Source organism: Cupriavidus sp. PB-02, assembly GCF_058252315.1.
This window is the reverse complement of the sequence record NZ_CM177695.1, coordinates 1,483,567-1,503,113: the sequence shown is the minus strand read 5'-3', so window position 1 is coordinate 1,503,113 and position 19,547 is coordinate 1,483,567. Positions and strand designations below refer to the sequence as shown.

Annotated in this window: 18 protein-coding genes; 7 read left to right on the top strand and 11 right to left on the bottom strand. The window is 65.8% G+C overall.

The features are described 5' to 3' along the window. Positions 1-19: 19 nt before the first annotated feature. The 3 genes from AC10V3_RS27675 to AC10V3_RS27665 all read right to left on the bottom strand — a co-directional run bounded on the left by AC10V3_RS27675 (position 20) and on the right by AC10V3_RS27665 (position 4,196). Positions 20-1,822: an acyl-CoA dehydrogenase gene (locus tag AC10V3_RS27675; protein ID WP_490923741.1), complete on the bottom strand. Its 1,803-nt coding sequence runs from the start codon at positions 1,820-1,822 to the stop codon at positions 20-22. Positions 1,823-2,066: 244 nt separating this feature from the next. Continuing rightward, positions 2,067-3,065, bottom strand: a complete 999-nt coding sequence (locus AC10V3_RS27670) for an AraC family transcriptional regulator (protein WP_454753091.1) — start codon at positions 3,063-3,065, stop codon at positions 2,067-2,069. 84 nt (positions 3,066-3,149) lie between these two features. After that, positions 3,150-4,196 (bottom strand): AraC family transcriptional regulator, encoded by a 1,047-nt coding sequence (locus tag AC10V3_RS27665; RefSeq protein WP_454753090.1) that lies wholly within the window; start codon positions 4,194-4,196, stop codon positions 3,150-3,152. A gap of 174 nt (positions 4,197-4,370) precedes the next feature. On the opposite strand from AC10V3_RS27665, the gene AC10V3_RS27660 reads away from it, so the two are divergent. The 4 genes from AC10V3_RS27660 to AC10V3_RS27645 all read left to right on the top strand — a co-directional run bounded on the left by AC10V3_RS27660 (position 4,371) and on the right by AC10V3_RS27645 (position 7,576). Then, positions 4,371-5,426: a beta-keto acid cleavage family enzyme gene (locus tag AC10V3_RS27660; protein WP_022538552.1), complete on the top strand. Its 1,056-nt coding sequence runs from the start codon at positions 4,371-4,373 to the stop codon at positions 5,424-5,426. Positions 5,427-5,497: 71 nt separating this feature from the next. Next, a complete protein-coding gene (locus AC10V3_RS27655) occupies positions 5,498-5,704 on the top strand; it encodes a DUF1289 domain-containing protein (protein WP_490923738.1) in 207 nt (68 codons plus the stop codon). A 61-nt stretch (positions 5,705-5,765) separates the two neighbouring features. After that, a complete protein-coding gene (locus tag AC10V3_RS27650) occupies positions 5,766-6,464 on the top strand; it encodes a DsbA family oxidoreductase (protein ID WP_022538550.1) in 699 nt (232 codons plus the stop codon). A gap of 125 nt (positions 6,465-6,589) precedes the next feature. Continuing rightward, on the top strand, positions 6,590-7,576 hold the full coding sequence (locus tag AC10V3_RS27645) for a Bug family tripartite tricarboxylate transporter substrate binding protein (RefSeq protein WP_022538549.1): 987 nt from the start codon (positions 6,590-6,592) through the stop codon (positions 7,574-7,576). Positions 7,577-7,710: 134 nt separating this feature from the next. Here the strand turns inward: AC10V3_RS27645 and AC10V3_RS27640 are convergent, their stop codons facing one another. Beyond that, a complete protein-coding gene (locus AC10V3_RS27640; RefSeq protein WP_349605947.1) occupies positions 7,711-8,286 on the bottom strand; it encodes a cysteine dioxygenase family protein in 576 nt (191 codons plus the stop codon). Positions 8,287-8,521: 235 nt separating this feature from the next. On the opposite strand from AC10V3_RS27640, the gene AC10V3_RS27635 reads away from it, so the two are divergent. Further along, positions 8,522-9,436: a LysR substrate-binding domain-containing protein gene (locus AC10V3_RS27635; protein WP_022538547.1), complete on the top strand. Its 915-nt coding sequence runs from the start codon at positions 8,522-8,524 to the stop codon at positions 9,434-9,436. A 14-nt stretch (positions 9,437-9,450) separates the two neighbouring features. Here AC10V3_RS27635 and AC10V3_RS27630 read toward each other — a convergent pair whose 3' ends face one another. From AC10V3_RS27630 to AC10V3_RS27615, 4 genes are all read right to left on the bottom strand, one after another. After that, a complete protein-coding gene (locus AC10V3_RS27630) occupies positions 9,451-10,752 on the bottom strand; it encodes a UDP-N-acetylglucosamine 1-carboxyvinyltransferase (protein ID WP_041681774.1) in 1,302 nt (433 codons plus the stop codon). 159 nt (positions 10,753-10,911) lie between these two features. Next, a complete protein-coding gene (locus tag AC10V3_RS27625; protein WP_022538545.1) occupies positions 10,912-12,558 on the bottom strand; it encodes a fatty acid--CoA ligase in 1,647 nt (548 codons plus the stop codon). A gap of 34 nt (positions 12,559-12,592) precedes the next feature. Beyond that, positions 12,593-13,441 (bottom strand): TauD/TfdA dioxygenase family protein, encoded by an 849-nt coding sequence (locus AC10V3_RS27620; protein ID WP_022538544.1) that lies wholly within the window; start codon positions 13,439-13,441, stop codon positions 12,593-12,595. 9 nt (positions 13,442-13,450) lie between these two features. Next, positions 13,451-14,431, bottom strand: a complete 981-nt coding sequence (locus AC10V3_RS27615) for a quinone oxidoreductase family protein (RefSeq protein ID WP_022538543.1) — start codon at positions 14,429-14,431, stop codon at positions 13,451-13,453. A 193-nt stretch (positions 14,432-14,624) separates the two neighbouring features. On the opposite strand from AC10V3_RS27615, the gene AC10V3_RS27610 reads away from it, so the two are divergent. Further along, the gene (locus AC10V3_RS27610) at positions 14,625-15,650 is read left to right on the top strand and encodes an AraC family transcriptional regulator (RefSeq protein WP_022538542.1); all 1,026 of its coding nucleotides are present in this window, start codon (positions 14,625-14,627) and stop codon (positions 15,648-15,650) included. A gap of 6 nt (positions 15,651-15,656) precedes the next feature. Here the strand turns inward: AC10V3_RS27610 and ampC are convergent, their stop codons facing one another. The 3 genes from ampC to AC10V3_RS27595 form a co-directional block, all read right to left on the bottom strand. Next, positions 15,657-16,841, bottom strand: coding sequence for a class C beta-lactamase (ampC, locus tag AC10V3_RS27605; RefSeq protein WP_022538541.1), 1,185 nt, complete (start codon positions 16,839-16,841; stop codon positions 15,657-15,659). Between the two features lie 242 nt (positions 16,842-17,083). After that, a complete protein-coding gene (locus AC10V3_RS27600; protein ID WP_022538540.1) occupies positions 17,084-17,692 on the bottom strand; it encodes an NADPH-dependent F420 reductase in 609 nt (202 codons plus the stop codon). 31 nt (positions 17,693-17,723) lie between these two features. Beyond that, positions 17,724-18,479, bottom strand: coding sequence for an SDR family oxidoreductase (locus AC10V3_RS27595; RefSeq protein WP_022538539.1), 756 nt, complete (start codon positions 18,477-18,479; stop codon positions 17,724-17,726). A 111-nt stretch (positions 18,480-18,590) separates the two neighbouring features. Here AC10V3_RS27595 and AC10V3_RS27590 point away from each other — a divergent pair, with 111 nt between their 5' ends. After that, entirely contained in the window at positions 18,591-19,520 is a 930-nt protein-coding gene (locus AC10V3_RS27590; protein ID WP_022538538.1) for a LysR family transcriptional regulator, read from the top strand. Positions 19,521-19,547: the final 27 nt, after the last annotated feature.

Genomic DNA, 19,547 nt, shown 5'->3' with positions numbered 1-19,547 from the left:
CTATTTGGCGGCTTCCGCTTCAGAACCGGGATTCGTCCAGGGTCAGGAAGCCGTCCGTGCCCGACGCGCCGGTAATGGCCGCCTCCAACGCCGAAGCGCGCGGCAGAATGTGCTTGGCGAATAATTCGCAGGTGGCGATCTTGGCGGCGTAGAACGCTTCGTCCTCGCTACGCTTTTGCGTCGCCACGATCAGCGCGCACGCCATCTGCCAGCCCGTCAGCACGATGCCGGCAAGCTTCAGGTACGCCACGCTGGCACCGAACACGGCGTTGGGATCCTTGGCGGTGTTTTCCAGCACGTAATCGACGGCCCGGCCCAGCGCCAAGCGCGCGTAGCCGAGCTGCAGGAACATGGCGCTGCACGCGGCATCCGCGCCGTTGCCGGCGCAGTCTTTGAGCGCATCGATGGTCTTGTCGACTTCGGCCAGGATGGCCCGGGCGGCCAGGCCGCCGTCGCGCACGGTCTTGCGGCCCACCAGGTCGTTGGCCTGGATCGCGGTGGTGCCTTCGTAGATCGGCAGGATGCGTGCGTCGCGGAAGTGCTGCGCGGCACCGGTTTCCTCGATAAAGCCCATGCCGCCGTGCACCTGCACGCCCAGGCTGGTCACGTCCAGCGACATTTCGGTGCTCCAGCCCTTGATCACCGGCACCAGGAATTCATAGGCTGACTTGAACTGCGCACGGGTGTCGGCGTCCGGCGCATGGTGGGCGACGTCCGAGTAGGCGGCTGCCACCAGCGCCAGCGCACGCGCGCCTTCGGTCAGGGCGCGCATTTCAGTCAGCATGCGGCGCACGTCGGGATGATGGATGATCGTCACCGCTTCGCGGGCCGAGCCATCGACCGGGCGGCTTTGCACGCGGTCCTTCGCATAAGCCACGGCCTGCTGGTACGCGCGGTCGGAGATGGCGATACCCTGCACGCCCACGCCAAAGCGTGCGGCGTTCATCATCACGAACATGTATTCCAGGCCGCGGTTCTCCTCGCCGACCAGGTAGCCGATGGCACCGCCATGGTCGCCAAACTGCAGCACCGCGGTCGGGCTCGCCTTGATGCCGAGCTTGTGTTCGATCGACACGCACTGCACGTCGTTGCGCGCACCCAGCGAGCCGTCGTCGTTGACCAGGAACTTCGGCACCACGAACAGCGAGATGCCCTTGATCCCTTCGGGCGCGCCCGGCGTGCGCGCCAGCACCAGGTGGACGATGTTGTCCGCCATGTCGTGCTCGCCGTAGGTGATGAAGATCTTGGTGCCGAACACCTTGTAGCTGCCGTCAGCCTGCGGCTCGGCGCGGGTGCGCAGCAGCGCAAGGTCGGAACCGGCCTGCGGCTCGGTCAGGTTCATGGTGCCGGTCCACTCGCCGGCGATCAGGCGCGGCAGGAAGCGTTGCTTCAGCTCGTCGGAGCCTGCGGTCAGCAGCGCTTCGATCGCGCCGTCGGTCAGCATCGCGCACAGCGCGAACGACAGGTTCGCCGCGTTCATCATTTCCATGCACGGCGCGCCGACCAGCTTGGGCAGCCCCTGGCCGCCAAACTCGACCGGGTGCACGATGCCCTGCCAGCCGCCTTCGCCAAACTGGCGGAAGGCTTCCGGGAAGCCGGCGGTCGTCCTGACTTCACCGTCGTGCCAGCTGCTGGGTTGCTTGTCGCCGGCAACGTTGAGGGGGGCGATCACCTCGCCGTGGAACTTCGCGGCCTCGCCGATCACCGCTTCGACGGTGTCGGGGGTGGCGTCTTCATAGCCTGGCAGGCTGGCAATCTTTGTCAGTCCGGCCAGTTCACGGATGACGAACAGGATGTCTTTGGTAGGTGCGGTGTAGCTCATTTTCGGCCTCTGTGCGATGTTCACAGCGCCGGCATCCGATTCACTAACCGGTGGCACTGCAACGTTATGTGCCGATCCTAGTGGCGGCGGGCACAAAGGCGGATACCCAAACTTGCCCATTCATTGACAAATCCTGCCGCTTTACGCGGCGGCGGCCTGGCGCGCGCGCCGTGCGCCGCAAGAGGCTGGTGTTCTGGCAGGATTTGTCAGTCGGCGGCCAGCTTTGCCAGCCGCGCCGGCGGGCTTACAGCGCGCGGCGGTAGGCGTTGGGCGTGCTGCCGGTCCAGTGGCGGAAGGCGCGATGGAAGGCGGTGGGATTGTCGAAGCCCACGTCGAAGGCAATGGCCGCGATGGGGTCCTCCGAGCGCGTCAGCCGCTGGATGGCGATATCGCGCCGCACGTCGTCCTTGATCGCCTGGAAGGCAGTCCCCTCCGCGGACAGCCGGCGGCACAGCGTGCGCACCGAACAGTGCAACGCATGGGCCACCGCCTCGATGGTGGGCGACACCGGCAGGCAGTCGGCCACGTATTGCCTGACCCGGTGGGAGGTCATCTGCTCGGCGAAGGAAACGAAGATCCAGTCCTCGGGCGCGCGCGACAGGAACTTCTCCAGGTCGGGCTTGCGCTGGCGCACCGGCATGTCCAGGTAAGCCGCATCGAAGCCGATGCGGGTATGGCCGCAACCGAAGTGCGCCGGGCCCGGAAACAGGTAGAGATGGTCGCCCGCCAGCGGCGACCGCGGAAACTGGAACTCCACTGCCTGCAGCGGGATCTTCTGGCGGATCAGCCACGACGCCACGCCATGCACGAGCTTCAGCATCAGTTCCCGCCCCAGCACGCTGACTGCGGGGCCGGCCGGGTTGTCTACCAGCTCCACATAGCCTGACGCACCGTCGCGCCGCGACTCGATGCGGAAGTCATCGAGGATCAGGTGGAAGAACTGGCCGAAGCGATGCAGCGCCACTTCCAGCCTTGGCGCATCCAGCAGGCTCAGGCACAGGTACTTGAGCGTGCCATTGCGCAGCGGCCGGCTGAAGATGCCCGGCATTTCATCGTCGGCCTCCTTGGCGAGCAGGCGGTACAGCGTCGAGAACTGTTCCTGCGTGACGCGCGCCGCCGGCTCGGACAGCAGCTCGCTGGCAATGCCCGAGCACTCGGCCAGCCGTGCGATCGCCATGGGATCGGCGCCGGACAGGAAGCCGTTGACGACAGAGATCGGGACGGTAGCGGACAGGCCGTTCACGCGGGGCGCAGGCAGTACATGCCGGAGGGAAGATGACGGCGCATTCTGTCACAGCGTGTGCGCGATGGAAATGCGGAAGGACGCCTAGAGCAGTCCTTGCGCGGGCTGCGCAGCGTCCGGGACGCGCTCCTGCCCCTGCTGCTGCGTGCGCCACTTCGACACGCTGCAGCCGAACTGCCCGCTGAACCAGCGTGAAAACGCGCTCAGCGAAGAAAACCCCAGCAGCGTCGCCACTTCCGAAAGCGGCCGCTCGAGGTTTTCGATATAGCCGATCACCAGCCCGGCGCGCGCTTCATTGAGGATCTCTGAATACGTGGTGTCCTCCTGCAGCAGGCGCCGGTGCACCGTACGGCGATCGATGCCAAGGTGCTGCGCCACGCGATCGACCGAGCACATGCCGGTTGGCAGCAGCACGTAGACCAGCTTGCGTACCTTGTCCGGCATGGTGGCGTTGGCCTGTGCGAGCAAGGTGCCGAGGTAGCGCTTCACCTGCCCGGCCATCACCGGATCATAGGAAGGCAGCGGCGCATCCAGGTCGGACGCCACGCAGACGATGCCGTCAAAGTCCTGGTTGAACAGCGCCGGCATGCCGAATACGCGCGTAAAGGTGGCCATGCTGGACGGTGCGGCATGTGTGAAGCAGATCCCGCGCGGCCGCCATGTCGACCCGAGAAACAGGCTGAGCATGCGGTACATCACCCCGACGGCCAGGTCGGTGGCCTGGCGCAGCGTGCCGGGCTGCTCGCTCAGGAGCTGCAGGCGGATCATCACCAGGCCTTCGCCCTCTTCCATGCGCATCGCGAGCGCCTCATTCTGCAGGCCCATGTAAAGCACCATGGACTCCAGCGCCCGGCGCAGCGTCGGTTGCTCGCGCACCACGAAGGCCAGCGGCCCGAGGTTGGAGAACTGGCGCAGCTCGGCCATGCGCAGGCCGAAGTCGTCCACCTGCGACGCGTGCGCCGAGGCATCCAGCAAGCGGCCGACAAGCCCCGCAGGAATGCGGATGTCGGGGTCTAGCAGCACATCGCGGCTGATCTTGGCCGCACGCAGTTGCTGGTGTGGATCGAGGCCCACCGCGCGGGCGACTTCCACGAAATTGGTAAGGCTGGCGCTGCGAAGGTAGTAGGACATCGCGTTTTCCCTGACTGTCCCGAAATGTAAATCGATCGTCCCGGATCGTCAAATCGCTGCGCGCCGTTACACGATACTTCAGCCACCGAACTTGATACCGCGAACGCGCCTGTCCGGCGCCGCCATACAGGCGGTACCCAGGGCGATTCGCAACAACATACCAGGAGCAAGAACATGCAATTCCTCGACGATTCCCTGCACCCCGAGAACCAGGACAAGGTAGTCATCACCGTGGCGCCCTACGGCCCCGAGTGGATGCCGGCGGACTTCCCGGAAGACATTCCGGTGACGATGGAAGAACAGGTCCAGAAGGCCGTCGATTGCTACAACGCCGGCGCCACCGTGCTGCACCTGCACGTGCGCGAACTGGACGGCAAGGGCTCCAAGCGCCTGTCCAAGTTCAACGAGCTGATCGCGGGCGTGCGCGCCGCGGTGCCCGACATGATCATCCAGGTCGGCGGCTCGATCTCCTTCGCGCCGGAAGACGACGGCCAGGCAGCCAAGTGGCTGTCGGACGACACCCGCCACATGCTGGCTGAGCTCGATCCGAAGCCGGACCAGGTGACCGTGGCGATCAACACCACGCAGATGAACATCATGGAGCTGCTGTACCCCGAATACCTCAAGGGTACGTCGCTCGAGCACCCCGCCTACCAGCAGGCCTACCGCGAAATGACCGTGCCGGCCGGCCCGGGCTGGGTGGAGGAACACCTGCGCCGCCTGCAGGCCTCCGGCATCCAGCCGCACTTCCAGCTGACCGGCATCCACGCCATGGAAACGCTGGAGCGCATGGTGCGCGGCGGCATCTACAAGGGCCCGCTGAACCTGACCTGGATCGGCATCGGCGGCGGCTTCGACGGCCCCAACCCGTTCAACTTCTTCAACTTCGTCCACCGCGCGCCGGACGGTTGCACGCTGACCGCGGAATCGCTGCTGAAGAACGTGCTGCCGTTCAACATGATGGCGATGTCGATGGGCCTGCACCCGCGCTGCGGCATCGAGGACACCATCATCGACCAGCACGGCAACCGCATGACCTCCGTGCAGCAGATCGAGCAGTGCGTGCGCGTGGCCAAGGAACTGGGCCGCGAGATCGCCTCGGGCAAGGAAGCCCGCGAGATCTACCGCATCGGCACCTGGTACGACAGCGCCGAGGAAACGCTGGCCGCGCACGGCATGGCGCCGAACCGCCAGGCCGGCCAGAAGAACCTGCCCCTGCGCGCGGCCTGACGCAACAGATCCGGCCGCGGGCGAGAAAACCTGCGGCCGGGCTGTCACCCCGCCAAGTTTTGTTGAAAGCCATGAACCCATCCCCCTCCGTCGCCAATCCGTGCCTGAACATCTGCCGCATGGACCACGCTGGCAAGTATTGCCAGGGCTGCGGCAGGACGCCGGTCGAGATCGGCTGCTGGGCGCAGATGACCGACGCCGAGCGCGCCGAGGTCATGGCATCGCTGCCGGCGCGCCAGTCGTGGCGCAGCCGCGCGGCGCCGGCGCCCGCCCTCTGATCCTCCACAGCCTGCTGCGGCCTGCGCCGGGCTCGCCGGCTGGCGTCTTGAAGCTGCTCCCATGAATCATCCGTCCACGCTCTCGGTCGAGGCTTATTTCGACCTGATCTGTCCCTGGTGCCTGATCGGCAAGAAGCACCTGGAAACCGCCATTGCCTTGCTGGCGCGGGAGCGCCCGGACGTTGCCGTGCAGGTGGAATGGCGCTCGTATCCGCTGATCCCCACCACGCCTCCCGCCGGCCTGCCCTACCGGGATTTCTACGTGGCGCGTCTAGGCAGCCCCCAGGCGGTGGCGGTACGCCAGGCGCAGGTCTGTGGCGCGGCGCGGGAAGCCGGCCTGACGCTTGCACTGGATCGCATCGAAACCTTCCCGAACACCCTGCTGGCACATCGCCTGGTACGCCTTGCGCGACAGCAGGCAGGCGCCGATACCGCTGCTGCGCTGATCGACGACCTGTTCACGCGCTACTTCCTGCGCGGCGAGAACATCGGTGATCCGCTCGTGCTGCGGCAGGCCGCGACGGCATGCGGCATCGCGATCCCGGATCAGGGCGATGCTGTCGGGGACCGTGACCTGGACTGGCTGCCGTCACTTGGCGGCCCGGACGAAGCGCCCTTGCGGACCGGCCTCGGCGTGCCGCATTTTGTCTTCAACGGCACGCTCAGCGTGTCCGGCTCGCGGCCTCCGGCTGCGCTGCTGGAAGCCATGCTGCGCGCGCTGGCGCGCGCGAAACAGCGCGCCACGCGGGCTGCCGCCTGAACGAACACCCTGGCGACGGCGGCATTGCGCCGACGCCTCGATTTTTCTGCAGTATCCCGTGTACCGCCCCCGACAAGAAGGCTGGCATGGGCCCTACATACCCTAGACTTTCAACGGAGACACAGATGCCTCAACGCCCTGCCCTCTTTCGCGTTCGCCACGCCGCCTTAGCCGCCGTAACCGCCGTCATGGCCCTGTCCATGCCGGCCGCGATGGCGTGGACCAACAAGCCCGTGCGCATGCTGGTGCCCGCCCCCGCCGGCGGCACCATGGACGTGATCGCCCGCCTGCTGGCCGACCAGCTTTCGCAAGACCTGGGCCAGCCCGTCGTGGTCGACAACAAACCGGGTGCCGGCGGCGGCATCGCCATCAGCGCCATGCTGGCCGCGCCGCCCGACGGCCAGACCATCATGGTGACGGCCACCAATGTGCTGACCGAAGTGCCGCACGTGCTCAAGACACCGTACAACACGATGAAGGACATCCGGCCCGTGGCCGCGGTGGCACGCTCGCGCCTGCTGCTGGTCGGCGCGCCGACCCTGCCGGCCAAGGACCTCAAGAGCCTGGTCAGCTACGTGCATGCCAACCCCGGCAAGCTGAGCTTTGCCTCCTACAGCGCCGGCACCGCATCGCACTATGCCGGCGTGATCATGAACCAGAAGGCCGGCCTAGACCTGGCGCACGTCCCCTTTGCCGGCTCCGCACCGGCGCTGACCCAGGTGATGGGCGGCCAGATCGCGGTGATGTACGACGGCATGGTGACCTCGCTGCCGATGATCAAGGCCGGCAAGCTGCAGGCTTATGCAGTGGCCTCGAAGAACCGCTCGCCGCTGCTGCCGCAGGTGCCGACCTTCGCGGAACTGGGTTATCCAGAAGTGGAGTTCAGCAACTGGGTGGGCGTGATTGCCTCGTCCCGCGTGCCGGCAGAGCTGGCGCAGAAGATCCAGGTTGCCACCTACAAGGCGGCGGCCACGCCCAAGGTGCAGGAACGCATGCAGACGCTGAGCTATGAGCCGATGCGTGAACAAACGCTGACGGAACTCAGCCAGTCGTTGAATGCGGAGTTCGAGCGCAACGCGGGCATCGTCAAGACCTTCAATATCCAGCCCTGATCCCGGCTTCGCGCCGGCAGCCTGTGCGCCTCCTTCGGGAGGCGTTTTGCTTATTTCATGCCGCGCTGACAAGAAAAATGCTTCACCCGATTTCCGGGGAAGCAGTCTCTCCGCCACCCGTTTGGCATAAGTGGTTATTGCAGCGACTCCAGCTTCAGAATGAAGGGCGATTCACTGTGCTCGTCGGGGTCGAACTGGGAGCGCTGGGTGAAATTAACGTGCTTCCCATACACGTGAAGTGACAGCGTGACCTGATCGGATTCATTCCGTACGCTGTGGATCGTGCCGGCAGGCATCGCGAGCACGTCGCCGGGACGGAATACCTTTTCCCCACTCTGGCGCAGCTCCGCGTAGCCTGGACTCGAGCGGTCGTCCGTCCGCTGCCAGAACACATTCTTCTCCGGTCCGTCCACGCCCACAACGATCGCCCAGGTGCCATGATCGTGCGGCGGTATGCCACGCCCGGGAAGCCAGCTCACGGTGAACACCGCGAGCGTATGGTCCGGCTCCTCGTGAAGCAGGTGCACGCCGTAACCCTGGCCGCTATCCGCCTGGTAGTGGCGCGGATCGCGCCAGGAGCCGGAAAGCGCAAACCGTTGCGCGAGCGGCCGCAGCGTCGCAAGAATCCCATGCTCATCACGCCCTTCATGCGCGGTGCGCCGCAGGTCAGTGACGAACTGGTCAAGAGAGTACGCATTCTCTTTCATCATTCCTCCTTCGCCTCGCGGAGGTTGTGGCTGCCGATCCTGGCATGACCGATGTCAACACTAAAGGCCTGCTAAACTATTCTTCGGCACCGCAGAACGTAACCGCATTTCAGCCCCGACCGCCATTTACCCACCTTTTGCGGGCATCCCCAACCGACTGACAGCTTCAGTCTGTGCCCGGAGCGGGCGAACTACAAATGAATTCCGTGCGAAGAAATATTAGCCACACTTAACTTTCGTGCGCACCCTTGACCTGGAGCTTCTCCGTACCTTTGTCGCGGTCGCCGACGGCGGGAGCTTTGCCTTTGCGGCCGAGCAAGTGCACCGCACACAATCCGCCGTCACGCAGCAGATGGCCCGCCTCGAAGCGCAACTCGGCGTGGCGCTGTTCCAGAAGGTCGGCCGCTCGAAGCGGCTGACCGAGCCCGGCGTGCGACTCCTGGACTATGCGCGCCAACTGCTCGCGTTGAACGAAGAAGCGCTGGAATCTCTGGCGGCCCCGGACCTGCGCGGGCCACTGCGCATCGGAAGTCCTTACGACGCCGCAGAGTTCTTGCTGCCGCCCTTGCTCGCGCGCTTTTCGGCGCTCTATCCACATGTGCAGATCGAGGTGCATCCCGCCCGCGCGGCCCACCTGCTGCAGGCGCTGAAGCGGGGGGAAATCGAGATCAGTCTCATTGCAATGCCGGAAGGCATGGTGGATTCCGCGCACCCCCACGTGCGCTTGCGAACCTCGCCGATGGTATGGATGGCCGCCGCCGAATACGTGCACGATCCGTCGCAGCCCGTGCCCCTGGTCTTGCCCAACGAGCCTAGCAACTACCGCGCGACGGCGCTTGCCGCGCTGGATGCGCACCATATCCCCTGGCGCATTCGACACGTATCCACTTCGCTCGCGTTCGGCGGCTTGCGTGCTGCCCTGCGCGCGGGTCTGGGGGTGACAGTAAGGGCGATCGAAATGCTTGCCCCCGAACTACGGGTCCTGGGGGAAGCCGAAGGGCTGCCACGCCTTCCCGACCTTTGTTTTGATCTCTATCTGCGTGACTGGCGAGTAAGTCCGCCCGCAAAGCAGTTGTTTGAGGCGGTGGGTGGCAGCGGAGTCCGGCAGACTATCCAGTCGCGACGGACCCGTGCCAGGTGGCATGTCACTTAGGGGCCAACCGCCCCTTATTCCCCACTGGTCCACTCGACCTGCACGCCGAGGCTGCGCAGGTTCTCGACGAAGCGCGGGTGCGCGCGGCGGATCGGCGCGGCGTTGCGGATCTCGGAGCGGCCATCGATGCTGGCCGCGACCATGAACAGCGCGATCGCGACCCGGATGATGTACGGGCTCTCGACCACCGCCGGCGTCAGCGGATTGCCGCCGAAGGTGATCAGCCGGTGCGGGTCCGACGAGAACACGTGCGCGCCGAACTTCGACAGCTCGCCGGTCCAGCCGAGCGCGCCGTCGTAGACCTTGTTCCAGAACATCGCATTGCCCTGCGCGCGCACGCCCAGCGCGATGAAGATCGGCAGCAGGTCGACCGGGAAGTACGGCCACGGCGCCGCCTCGACCTTGGTCAGCACATTGCTGGTGAAGGGCGTCTGCACCTTGAGCGGACCCGGCCGTAACGCGCGCGACCAGCCGTCCTCGTGCACCACCTGTACGCCGAACTTGGCGAATGTGCGGTCGATCAGCGGAAAGTTGCCGGGCGTGCTGTTGCGCACCACCACGTCACCGCCGGTAATTGCGCCGAGCGCGAGGAAGGTGGTGATCTCGTGGAAGTCCTCCTCGAAGGTGAACTCGCCGCCGCGCAGCCGGGCCCCGCCGCGCACCGTCAGCCGCGAGGTGCCGATGCCGTCGATGTCGGCGCCCATCATCGCCATGAAGCGGCAGAACTCCTGCACATGCGGCTCCGAGGCGGCGTTGGTCAGCGTCGATTCGCCTTCCGCAGCGGCCGCGCACAGCACGAAATTTTCGGTAGTGGTCACCGACGCATAGTCGAGCCAGTGGTGGGTCGGCTTCAGCGGGCCGCCGCTGCGCACCAGCAGCGAGCCGCTGGCGCGCTCCACCTCGCCGCCGAACGAGCGGAAGATGTCGACGTGCGGATCGATCTCGCGCACGCCCAGCGTGCAGCCCTTGACGTTGTCTTCGAGCCGCGCCACGCCGAAGCGGGCGAGCAGTGGCGGCACCAGCATGATCGACGAGCGCATTTCCTCGGGCAGCCGGTGCGTGGCGGCGTCGAATGTGGTGTCGCGATGGTGCAGGTCCAGCGTGCCGGTCGCGTCATCCAGGTGAACTACACTGCCCAGCGTGCGGAAAATATCGAGGATCTTGCGGACATCCGTGATGTCCGGAACGCCATGCAGCCGCAGAGGCTGGTCGGTCAGAAGCGTAGCGCACAGCACCGGCAGCACCGCGTTCTTGTTGGCCGAGGGAATGATGCGGCCGCGCAGGGGCGTGCCACCGTGGACGATGAGGTTGGACATGGGTGAGGCGGGCAAGTGGCGGGAACGGCAAATCGGGGAAACGCGTCCGGCATTGTACTGTTCTCGCGCAACGGCCCCCCCGATCTGTCGTGAGCCATCCTGAGCAAAAAAAAAAAGCGCCAGTCCCCGAGGACTGGCGCAAATTCCCTTTCCTACCCTTCAGGCCGCTTCTTCGCGCAGCTGCTTCTTGTTGATCTTGCCCACGCTGGTCTTGGGAATCGCTTCGACGAAGGCGATGCGCTCAGCCTCAGGCACCGCGTACTTGCTGATTCGGCGTGAATCCACATGCGCCATCAGCTGATCGCGGATCTGCTCGGGCTTGACCTCGGCACCCGCCTTGCGCACCACAAAGGCCATCGGCCGCTCCCCCCACTTCGCATCCGGCACGCCGATCACCGCGCATTCCTGCACGCCGGGCACTTCCGTGATCAGGTTCTCCACCTCGATCGAAGACACCCACTCGCCGCCGGTCTTGATGACGTCCTTGATACGGTCCACGATCTGCACGAAGCCGTCCTCGCCCATCACCGCAACGTCCTGGGTATGCAGGAAGCCGCCCGACCACAGGTCTTCCGACGCTTGCGGCTTGCCAAAGTAGCCCTTGGTCAGGAACGGCGCGCGCAGCACGATCTCGCCGCGGCTCTTGCCGTCGCGCGGCAGGTCGCGCATGTCTTCGCTGACAATGCGGTAATCCACCATCGTCACCGGACGGCCGGTCGAGCAGCGCATGCGGACTTCCTCGGCGCGGTCCTTGGGCGTACAACCCGGCGGAATCTGGGCCAGCGACACGATCGGGCCGGTCTCCGACATGCCGTAGCCGGCGAAGATATCGATGCCGCGCGCCAGCGCCGCCTCGCACAGTGCGGGCGGCAGCGCCGAGCCACCGATGATGATCTTCCAGCCCGACAGGTCCGTGGCGCCGTCCTGCGCCGACTGTAGAAGCATTTGAAGAATGGTCGGCACGCAGTGCGAGAACGTGACCTTCTCGGTCTCGCGCAGCCTGAGCAGCGCGTCCGGCGCGTAGCGACCCGGCAGCACGGTACGCAGGCCCAGCATCATGGCGATGTACGGGATGCCCCATGCCAGCACATGGAACATTGGTGTGATCGGCATATAGACATCTTCACGGTGCATGCGCTGGCCCTCGCGGGGCGAGCACAGGCTCGTGGCCGATGCCAGCGTGTGCAGCACGATGTCGCGGTGGCTGTAGCAGACGCCCTTGGGGTCGCCGGTGGTGCCGGTGGTGTAGAAGGTGGCGGCCTTGGTGTTCTCGTCGAAGTCCGTGAAGACGAAATCGGGCGAGGCGGCTTCCACTAGCGCCTCATACTCGCCCGCCAGCGGCAGCGTCAGCGCCGGTGCGTCCTGGCCGTCAGCCATCAGCACGAAGCGCGGGTTGCAGGTCAGCTCGCCGCGGATCTGCTCGAGCACCGGCGCGAAATCCGGATGGAACAGCACGATGTCCGCGCCGGCGTCGTTCAGCGTGTACAGGATCTGCTGGGGCGACAGACGCACGTTCACCGTGAACAGCGTCGCGCCCATCATGGGGACGCCGAAGTAGCATTCCAGGTAGCGATGGCTGTCCCAGTCCATCACCGCCACGGTGGTGCCGTGCCCGGCGCCGAGCGAAGTGAGCGCCGAAGCCAGCTTGCCGATGCGGCCGCGGAAATCGCGGAAGGTGTAGCGCATCTGGCCGCGGTAGCTGATTTCCTGGTCGCCGTAGAGGCTGACGGAGTTGATCAGGAGCTGCTTGACCAGCAGCGGGTAAGCGTAGGCCGACTGTGCGGCCGTAATCAGGTTGTCTTGCATTGCTGTGTTGTCTTGCGTTGCCGTGGCCGGGGAATCAGTACGTCTTGCTGCCGATAATGCCCGCGCGCTCCATCTTGCGGTGGCATGGCGGATAGTCCATCACGGCGTAGTGCTGGGTAGCGGTGTTGTCCCAGATCGCCACGCAGTTGGGTTCCCAGCGCCAGCGCACCTGATACTCGGGGATATACGCCTGGCTGACCAGGTAGCGCAGCAGGTCGCCCGCGCCCGGATTGGCGTCCTGGCCGGAACGCACGCGGTCAGGCGTGTGGTAGTTGGTGAAATGCGTGGTGAAGGCGTTCACATAAAGAACCTTCTCGCCGGTATCGGGGTGCGTGCGCACGACAGGGTGTTCCGCATCCGGATACTGGGCCTTCAGCGCCAGGCGCTTCTCGATCGGCATCGCCGCGCCGAAGGAGGCCTCGATGCTGTGGCGCGCGCGCAGGTCGGCAATCTGCTCCTTGATGTGCGCAGGCAGCCGTTCATAGGCAAGCGCCATGTTTGCCCACATGGTGTCGCCGCCTACCGGCGGGCATTCCACGCAGCGCAGCACGGCGCCGAACTGCGGGGCTTCGCGCCACGTGGTATCGGAGTGCCAGGCGTTCTCGTAGCGGTCGTTGGGCTGGTCGGGGGTCTTGTAGATGCGGACCAGGCCCGGGTGCTCGGGATCGCTGCCGGCGACGGGATGGTCTTCCAGTTCGCCAAAGCGCTGCGCAAAGGCGACATGCTCGGCACGGCTGAACTGCTGGTTGCGCAGGAACAGCACGCGGTGCTTCAGCAGCAAGGCTCGGATCTCGGCAAACAGGCCGTCGTCGCGGATCGCATCGGCCAGCTCGACGCCGGTCAGCTCGGCGCCAAGCGCGCAGGTGATTTGTTGGACTTGCATGGCGTTGCCTCAGATAACGAAAATCGACGAGCCCGTGGTCTTGCGCGACTCCAGGTCCTGGTGTGCCTGCACCGCATCCTGCAGGGCATAGCGCTGGTTGATCTCGATGCGGATACGGCCCGCGCCCACGTGATCAAACAGTTCCCCGGCCAGATCGGCCTTCTCTGCGGGATCGGCGATGTAGTCGGCCAGGGCCGGCCGGGTCAGGAACAGGGAGCCTTTCATGGCCAGCAGCACTGGATCGAACGGGGGAATCGGGCCCGAGGCGGTGCCTACGCACACCATCGTGCCGCGCCGCTTGAGCGAATCCAGCGACGCCATGAAGGTCGACTTGCCCACGCTGTCGAACACCACCGACACGCCGACACCATCGGTCAGCGCGCGCACCCGCTCGGCCACGTCTTCATGGCTGTAGTTGATGATATGGTCGCAGCCGTGCGCGCGCGCCACCTCGCCCTTGGCTTCGGAGGAAACCGTGCCGATCACGGTGAGGCCCAGCAGCTTGGCCCACTGCGAAACGATCAGGCCCACGCCGCCGGCAGCGGCATGCAGCAGGATGCTGTCGCCTTCCTTGAAGGCATGGATGCGGCGCATCAGGTAAGCCGAGGTCAGCCCGCGCATGGTCATCGCGGCCGCCGTCTCGAAGCTGATCGTTTCCGGCAGGCGGATCAGCGGTGCAGCGGGCACCAGGCGGGCGGTACTGTACGCGCCAAGCGTATTGAGGAACCCGGTGTAGGTCACGCGATCGCCGACGGCAACATTGGTGACGTCCGGGCCGATCGCCTGCACCACGCCAGCCGCTTCCACGCCCATGCCCGAGGGCAGCGGCACGCGGTAAGTCCCGTTGCGGAAATACGTATCGGCATAGTTCAGGCCGACCGCCACGTGGCGGATGCGTACCTGGCCGGGGCCGGGGTCGCCTACTTCAGTGCCTTCATAGCGCAGTACTTCCGGCCCGCCGATCTCGTACATCCGGACAATTTTTTCCACAGCGTTGGTCTCCTTGGTCAGGCGCGGCACAAGGTGCGCCGCGTATGGAAGCCAATGTAGAACCGGGAGCGAAGCGGTGCTTTGCAATAGCTTCCATCCACTTTGCATTTCATGCCAGGCGGGCCTATCATCCGCTGCGAGACAACGCTGGCGCACCTTTGCGGGCAGCCGGGACAAGAACAAGGAGACAGGTTTGGAGACGCTGGTGCGTGCGGCTGCACTGACCAACTTCTTTGAAGTGGCTGCAGAAATCGGCCTCGACCCACAGCCGCTGCTGCGCGCGGCCAAACTGAGCCGCGCCCTGCTGGCCGACCCGGACCAGCGCATTCCGGTCAATGCCTGTGCCAAGCTGCTGGAAGCCGCCTCCGAGGCGACCGCCTGCCCGACCTTCGGGCTGCGCATGGCCGAATCGCGGCAGCTCTCCGACTTTGGCGTGATGAGCCTGCTGATCAGCCAGCAAGCCACGCTGCGCGACGCGCTGGCCACCATCATCCGCTACCGGCACCTGGTCAACGAATCGGTCGCCATCCTGCTGGAAGAGGCCGGAAAGGCCGTCACCATCCGGCAGGAAGTCGTGCTGGATGCACCCTCGCGGCAGGGCACCGAGCTCGCCATCGGGGTAGTGTTCCGGCTCTGCCGGGCACTGCTGGGCCCCCAGTGGCAGCCGCTCAGCGTCAACTTCACGCACTCGGCGCCCGCCGACCTGCGCGTCCACCGCAGGCTGTTCGGCTGCCCGCTGGCGTTCGACAGCGAGTTCAACGGCATCGTCTGCCTGGCGGCGGACCTGGACGCGCCGAATCCGACCGGGGATCCGGCCATGGCACGCTATGCGCAGCGCTTTGTCGACACCTTGCCGCGCGTGAACGAGCCGTCCATTGGCCGTGACGTGCGCAATGCGGTCTACCTGATGCTGCCGATGGGCCGCGCCACCTCTGAAGCCGTGGCCCAGGGACTTGGCCTGAGCCTGCGTACCATGCAGCGCCAGCTCGATGAAGCCGGCGAGACCTTCACGGACATCCTCAATGAAGTCCGCCGCGAGCTGGCGCGGCGCTATGTGGAGAACCCGCAATACTCATTGCTAAACGTGTCCGAGTTGCTGGGCTATGGCTCGGCAAGTTCCTTCACGCGATGGTTCTCCGCCCAGTTCGGTGCGTCGCCGGTGGCGTGGCGGCGCAAGCATGTGGCGAATGTGCCGGCGTCCAGGCAGGGTGAAGGTTGAGGCGACCTAACGCGCCTCCGCCGCCGCGAGTTTGCCGTCCAGCGCCGTCAGGATCTGGTACGCGGCCTTGATACGGGCGGCCACCGGGAAGTTCTTGTTCGCCAGCATGACGATGCCGATTCTCTGCGCGGGAACAAAGACCACATAGGCCCCAAACCCGTTGGTCGACCCGGTCTTGTTGACCAGCACATCGGCCTTCGCCGTCCGCGGCGGATCCAGCCTGTTCACCTTGTTCGCCGCGAAAACGACCTGCGTGGAACTCCCGGCAAGCAGGCTATCGACCCTCGTCGGATAGTCATACATCTCCCATCCCAGCCCCTGCATCATGTCGCCAACCTTGAAATACCCGGTATGCGTGCCGGCGATCGCACGTTGCAGGGTGTCGTCCAGCCCTGCGCCGTTCATATTGGCCTCGACAAAGCGGATCATGTCGGCCGCGGTGGTCTTTACGCCGTAGGCTTCTGAATCCAGTACGCCGGGCGAAACCCGGGTCGGCTTGTCGTCCTTGGTGTAGCCAGTGGCGTAGTCGGCCATCCTGGCCTGCGGCACCCTGATATAGGTGTGCTTCAGGCCCAGCCCCGGAAACAGGGTTTTCTCCATCAGGTCATCGAACGGCTGGCCCATGCTTTGGGCAGCCAGGTAACCAAACAGGCCGATGCTGGGATTCGAATAACGCCGATGGGTACCGGGGGCGTAGCTCGGGCGCCAGTCCTTGAAATAGGCGACCATTTTCGCCTGGTCGGTGACGGCCTCCGGGAATTGCAGCGGCAAGCCGCCGGCCGCATACGTGCCCAGGTCGAGCAGGCTGATCGCGTCGAAGCTGCTGCCGGCAAGCGCAGGCAGGTATTTGCTGGCCTTGTCGGACAGCGACAGGCTGCCGCGCACTTGTGCGTAGGAGGCCAGCGTCGCCGTAAACGTCTTGCTGATCGAGCCGATCTCGAAAATCGTGTTCTCGGTGACTTTCTTGCCGCCGGACTTGGAGGCGACGCCATAGCTGTAGAAATAGTGCTTGCCGCCGACCGTGACGGCGACCGCCATGCCGGGAACGTTGTTGGCCTGCATGACGGGGCGGATGGTGGCGTTCACGGTGCGCCCGATCTGGCTTTGCGCGCTGCTGTCGGCAGCGTGGGCGCTGGCCTCGCAAAGAGTGGTGGCGAGGACGGCAATGCTTGCGGTGAGAATTTTTTTCATATCAGGCACTTGGACCTTGGGTTCAGGCTGGTCCCGGCGGGGGCCGGCGGCGACTGGGAAACGACGAACGGGGGCGAGCAAATATAACGAGGACTGTACATCTTCCGCAAACAACAAAATCTTGCGCAAGCTCTCAGACGAAGAATTTGGGAATTGGCAGGGACCGCGCCGGCCATCCGCGCCGCCTGTCCCCCGCCGCGAGGCATCCCGGTACCGCGGGCTCCCGATGCCGGATCGTCGCCTCAGCCCAGCTTCACAAGGTTCAACCCGGGCAGCGGCCCGCCAGGAAACTGGACGAGCCGCCCTCCCACCTCCAGCTTGCCAAGGTCGATGCCGAAGAACCCGAGCCGCTCGACCAGTGCCGCCACCTCGGCCTTGGCGCCGTCGTCGTCGCCGGAATAGAACAGCACTCGCTGCCCGCCATCCTCGCGCGGATCGCCCGTCAGGAATTCGGGCCGCAAGTGGTTGAACGCCTTCACCACGCGCGCACCCGGCACCAGCCCGGCAACGATCTCGCTGGACAGCCGCCCGTGCAGTTCAGCGGGACGGAACAGCGGCGCTTCGATCGGGTTGTTGGCATCAATGACGATGCGTCCGCCAAAGTCTGGCAGCCCCGCCAGCGCCTGCGGCAGCCGCGACCAGTTCACCGCGACCAGCACGATGTCCTGCGCCGCGGCTTGCTCGCGCGTGCCGGCGCGCACGGACGGGCCGATCTCCTGTACCAGGTCCTGCAGTGTTTCAGGGCCGCGGCTGTTGGCAATCACCGCCTTGATGCTGTGGCGCGCCAGTGTACGCGCGAAAGCCGTGCCGATGGCGCCGGCGCCGATGATGCCGATGGTCTTGTCGCTCATGATGATTCTCCGGTGCAGGTCTGGGAGCCGTTCAGGCCGTGAAGCCGCCGTCGGCGACGATGTCCGCGCCGGTCACGAAGGACGCCTCCGGGCCGGCCAGGAAGGCGACCACATTGGCGATCTCGTCCGGCTGGCCATAGCGGCCGATGGCGATGCCGGGGCCGACGATCTTGCTGACCGGGCCGCCATCGGGGTTCATCTCCGTATCGGTCGGGCCGGGATGGACGGTATTGACGGTGATGCCGCGGGGTCCGAGGTCGCGCACCAGGCTGCGGTTGAAGCCGGTGATCGCGCCCTTGGTCAGTGTGTACAGCGACGCCGTCGGAAAGGCCGCGTAGCGCGTCATCGACGAGCCGATGTGGATCACGCGCCCGCCCGCCTTCATACGGCGCACGGCCTCCTGCGTGGCCACGAAGACGCCGGTCACGTTGACGGCGATCATGCGTTCATAGGTGTCGAAGGCGATGTCCTCGATGGCGCCACCGAGGCCCAGCCCGGCGTTGTTGACCAGGATGTCGAGGCCACCAAAGGCCTCTGCCGTGGCGGCCACGGCGGCGCGCACTGCCGCGGGGTTGCCGGCATCGGCTTCGATCGCGATGGCGCGGCCGCCCGCTGCCTCGATCTCGCGGACCACGGCGCTGGCCTTGTCGGCCGAGGCGCTGTAGGTCACAGCCACGGCGGCACCGTCGGCGGCCAGCCGGCGGGCGATGGCGGCGCCGATCGAGCGCGAGCCGCCGGTAACGAGGGCGGTCTTTCCGGCCAGCGGGAGGTTGTGGTTTGCAGTCATTGTTCGAACTCCGTTGTGTGAAGGGGTGAACGGAGTATGGGCGGCGGATTGCGGCTTGATTAGTGAGGAATGGCTGGAATGATTTTCAAGTGATGGTGTAATCTGGTTGGCATGGAAACCCTGGCCAACCTTGAATCCTTCGTTCGCAGCGCGGAAACCGGCAGCTTCTCCGCGGCCGGCCGGCGGCTGGCGCTGACGCCCGCAGCGGTCAGCCGCAATGTGGCCATGCTGGAGCGCAACCTGGGCGTGCGCCTGTTCCAGCGCTCGACGCGCAAGCTGACGCTGACGGAGGCCGGCGAGCGCTTCCTCGCGGCGATCGGCGGCAATCTTGATGCGCTGCAAGCGGCAATCGCGGGCGCCTCCGGTGACCAGGGCGAACCCGCCGGCGTGCTCAAGGTCAGCCTGGCCCCGACCTTCGGCGTGACTCACGTGATGCCGCTGCTGCCGGCGTTCCTGGCCCGCTATCCTGCCATCCGGCCCGAATGGCATTTCGAGAACCGCGCCGCCGACCTGATCGCCGAGGGCTATGACGCCGCCATCGGCGGCGGCTTCGAGCTTGCGCCCGGGCTGGTCTCGCGCACGCTGGCGCCCGCGCATATCGTCGCCGTGGCTTCTCCCAACTACCTGCGCGGGCGCACCTTGCCGACCAACCCCGCCGGCCTCGCGCAATTCGACGGCATCGTGATGCGCTCCACGCGCACCGGACGCGCGCGGCACTGGGCCATGCGCGATGCGGCCGGAACGGAAGCCGCCACGGCACTGCCCGAGCGGATCGTCGTCAACGACCCGGCCGCCATGCGTGAAGCCGCGCTGCTAGGCCTTGGCGTAACACTGCTCGCCGTGCCTGACGCACTGCCATGGCTGGAGCGTGGCGAGCTGGTGCGCCTGCTGCCGCACTGGTATGCCGATGCAGGCGCGATCTCGCTCTACTACCCGACGCGCACGCTGCTGCCGGCCAAGACGCGCGTCTTTATCGACTACGTGGTCGAGGCCTTCCGCCGCGAACGGCTGGCCGAGCGCTTTGCCGGCAGCCTGGGCTAGAACATTTTTGTCTGACGCCAGCGTCAT